Genomic DNA, 3768 nt, shown 5'->3' with positions numbered 1-3768 from the left:
CCCCCCCCCCCCCCCCCCCCCCCCCCCCCCCCCCCCCCCCCCCCCCCCCCCCCCCCCCCCCCCCCCCCCCCCCCCCCCCCCCCCGCCCCGCCGTACCCGGGCGCGGCCATGCCCCGCGTCCGGGCGAGGCCCCCTCCGGGAGAGCTCATGTACCGCTACCTCGCGCGTCGGCTGCTCCAGGCGATACCCGTCCTGATAGGCGCGACGCTGCTGATCTACCTCATGGTGTACCTCCTGCCGGGCGATCCCGCGCGATCGCTGGCCGGAGACCGCCAGTCCGACCCCACCGTGGTCGCGATGCTGCGCGAGAAGTACCACCTCGACGACCCGTTCCTGGTCCAGTACTGGAACTACATCACCGGCATCGTGCAAGGCGACTTCGGCACCACGGTTCGCGGCCGGGACGTCGGCGACATCATGGCCGAGCGCTTCCCGTGGACGGTGAACCTCGCGCTCACCGCCATCGTCATCGAGTCCGTCGTCGGCATCATCGCCGGCATCATGGCGGCCCTGCGGCGCGGGAAGTTCTTCGACAACCTGGTGCTCATCGCGACGCTGATGCTCATCTCGATCCCGACCTTCGTGACCGGCTTCATCCTCCAGCTGCTGGTCGGCGTCGAATGGGGCGTCCTGCCCGTGTCGTTCAACGAGGACGACGGGTTCAAGGCGTACATCCTGCCGGGCTACGTGCTCGCCTCGCTGTCCCTCGCGTACGTCACCAGACTCATGCGCACCAGCCTGGCCGAGACGATGCGCACCGACTACGTGCGCACCGCGGTGGCCAAGGGCCTGCCCCAGCAGCGCGTGGTGCTGCGGCACGGCGTGCGCAACGCGCTGATCCCGGTGATCACCTTCCTCGGCGCCGACCTCGGCGCGCTGATGGGCGGCGCGATCATCACCGAGCGGATCTTCAACATCCCCGGCGTGGGCGGGCAGTTGGCCCAGTCGGTGTATCTGCGCGAACGCCCGGTGGTGGTGGGGATGGTCACGGCGCTCGTGCTCATCTACATCGTCGCCAACCTCCTCGTCGACATGCTGTACGCCGTTCTCGACCCGAGGATCCGCTATGAGTGACATCGCGAAGAGCGACCCGAAGCAGTCCACCGAAGGGGTCACCGCGGCGGACATCGAGATCGGCGCGATGGGGCAGCGCGTCGGCAGCCTGTGGACGGACGCCTGGTACGACCTGCGCCGCCGCAAGCTGTTCATCGGCTCGGCGATCGTCATCTTCATCCTGCTGCTGTTCGCCGCCTTCCCGCAGCTCTTCACCGACCACAACCCGCGCGACGCCGGCGCCTGTCAGTTGTCGAACTCCCTGAAGGACCCCAGCGGTTCGCACTGGTTCGGCTACGACGTGCAGGGCTGCGACGTCTACACCAAGGTGATCTGGTCGACGCGCAACTCGATCGTGGTCGGCTTCTCGACCGTCATCATGGTGACCGTCGTCGGCGGCATCCTGGGGCTCGTGGCCGGGTATTCCGGTGGATGGATCGACGGCCTGCTGTCGCGCTTCGCCGACATCTTCTTCGCCATCCCGCTGATGCTCGGCGCGATCCTGGCGCTGGCGGTGTTCGACACCGGCGACGCCTTCACGGTGGCGCTCATCATGGCCGCGCTGGCCTGGCCGAAGATCTTCAGACTCATGCGCGGCGCGGTGATCCAGAACAAGTACAACGACTACGTGGTGGCGGCCAGAGCCCTGGGCGGCGGTACCTTCCGCGTCACGGTCCGGCACATCCTGCCCAACGCCATCGCACCGGTGCTCGTGTACGTGACCATCAGCCTCGGCGAGTTCATCGCGGCGGAGGCGGCGCTCTCGTACCTCGGCGTCGGAATCCAGCCGCCCGGCATCTCGTGGGGCCTCATGATCAGCGACGCGCAGGAGCGGTTCCTGCTGGCCTCGCACCCGCTGCTGTTCCCGTCCCTGTTCCTGAGCGTCACCGTCCTCAGCTTCATCCTCATGGGCGACGCGGTCCGCGACGCGCTCGACCCGAAGAGCCGGTGAGGGGGCCGACGTGACGATCCACATCACGGATCCGGTGCTGATGAAATCCGATGCCCCACTGCTCGAAGTCGACGACCTGCACGTGGAGTTCCACACCCGCGACGGGGTGGCCCGGGCGGTCAACGGCGTCTCGTTCGCGGTGCACGCGGGGGAGACCCTGGCGGTCCTGGGCGAGTCCGGCTCCGGCAAGTCGGTGACCGCCCAGGCGATCATGGGCATCCTCGACATGCCGCCGGCCCGCATCTCCCAGGGGGCGATCCGCTTCCAGGGCCGCGACCTGCTGGAGATGGGCGCCGAGGAGCGCCGCAAGGTGCGCGGCCGCCAGGTCGCGATGATCTTCCAGGACGCGCTGTCCGCCCTCAACCCGGTGCTGTCCGTCGGCTACCAGTTGGCCGAGATGTTCCGGGTGCACCGCAAGATGTCGCGCCGCGAGTCGAAGGCGAAGGCCATCGCGCTGATGGACCTGGTCAAGATCCCGGCGGCCAAGGCCCGGGTGAACGACTACCCACACCAGTTCTCCGGAGGCATGCGGCAGCGCATCATGATCGCCATGGCGATGGCCCTGGAGCCCGACCTGATCATCGCGGACGAGCCGACCACCGCCCTCGACGTGACGGTCCAGGCCCAGGTCATGGACCTGCTGGCGGAACTCCAGCGGGAGTTCCACATGGGCCTGATCCTGATCACCCACGACCTCGGCGTGGTCGCGGACGTCGCGGACAACATCGTGGTGATGTACGCCGGACGCATCGTCGAGCGGGCGCCCGTGCACGCCCTCTACAAGACGCCGGCCCACCCGTACACCATGGGCCTGCTCGAATCGATCCCGCGGCTCGACCTCAAGGGCCAGGACCTGGCCGCCATCAAGGGGCTGCCGCCCAACCTGACGCGCATCCCCGAGGGCTGCGCGTTCCACCCGCGGTGCCCGTACGCGCAGGACGTCTGCCGCAGCGAGACGCCCCCGCTGCACCCGGTCACCGGCGAGCAGGTGTCGCCGCACCGCGGGAGCGCGTGCCACTTCTGGAAGGAGGCGCTCGATGGACGCATCGGTGGATAAGCAGGTCGCCGCGGGCACCGAAGCCGCGGGCACCGAAGCCGCGAGCACCGAAGCCGCGGCCACCGAAGCCGAGGCTTCCGGCGCGGCCGCGGCCGGCCCCGGGCCGGCCGATCCGGCGCCGTCCGAGGGCGAACGCCCGGACCTCACCAAGCGGGAGGCGTCCGTACCCGCGGCCCGGCCCGCCGCCGATCCGCCGCCGACCGGCGAGACGATCCTCCAGGTGAAGGACCTGGTCAAGCACTTCCCGTTGACCCAGGGCATCGTCTTCCAGCGGCAGGTGGGCGCGGTGAAGGCGGTCGACGGGGTCTCCTTCGAACTGCGCGGCGGGGAGACGCTGGGTCTGGTCGGCGAGTCGGGTTGCGGCAAGTCGACGGTGGCCAAGCTCCTGATGAACCTGGAGAAGCCCACCGCCGGGCAAGTCCTCTACAAGGGCCAGGACATCTCCAAGCTGTCGGGTCGGGCGCTGAAGGCCGTGCGGCGGAACATCCAGATGGTGTTCCAGGACCCGTACACCTCGCTCAACCCGCGCATGACGGTCGGCGACATCATCGGGGAGCCGTTCGCGATCCACCCCGACGTCGCACCCAAGGCCGACCGGCGGAAAAAGGTGCAGGAGCTGCTGGAGGTCGTGGGCCTGAACCCGGAGCACATCAACCGGTACCCGCACCAGTTCTCGGGCGGCCAGCGGCAGCGCATCGGTATCGCG

4 protein-coding genes are annotated in these 3768 nt (G+C 69.4%); all 4 read left to right on the top strand.

Translation table 11 applies throughout. The annotated features are described in order from the left end of the window. Positions 1 to 147: 147 nt before the first annotated feature. Entirely contained in the window at positions 148 to 1074 is a 927-nt protein-coding gene (locus ACRX5S_RS28445) for an ABC transporter permease (RefSeq protein WP_436775987.1), read from the top strand. After that, entirely contained in the window at positions 1067 to 2005 is a 939-nt protein-coding gene (locus tag ACRX5S_RS28440; RefSeq protein WP_436775986.1) for an ABC transporter permease, read from the top strand. Before ACRX5S_RS28445 ends, ACRX5S_RS28440 begins: the two co-directional genes overlap by 8 nt. A 40-nt stretch (positions 2006 to 2045) precedes the next feature. Further along, positions 2046 to 3062, top strand: a complete 1017-nt coding sequence (locus ACRX5S_RS28435) for an ABC transporter ATP-binding protein (protein ID WP_436776157.1) — start codon at positions 2046 to 2048, stop codon at positions 3060 to 3062. Beyond that, the coding region (locus ACRX5S_RS28430; RefSeq protein ID WP_436775985.1) for an ATP-binding cassette domain-containing protein at positions 3043 to 3768 on the top strand (726 nt) is incomplete at its 3' end. The genes ACRX5S_RS28435 and ACRX5S_RS28430, both read left to right, overlap by 20 nt.

It is taken from the genome of Yinghuangia sp. YIM S09857, assembly GCF_051388915.1.
In the GTDB taxonomy this organism is placed as follows: Bacteria; Actinomycetota; Actinomycetes; order Streptomycetales; family Streptomycetaceae; genus Yinghuangia.
This window is presented reverse-complemented; position numbering and strand designations above follow the sequence as displayed.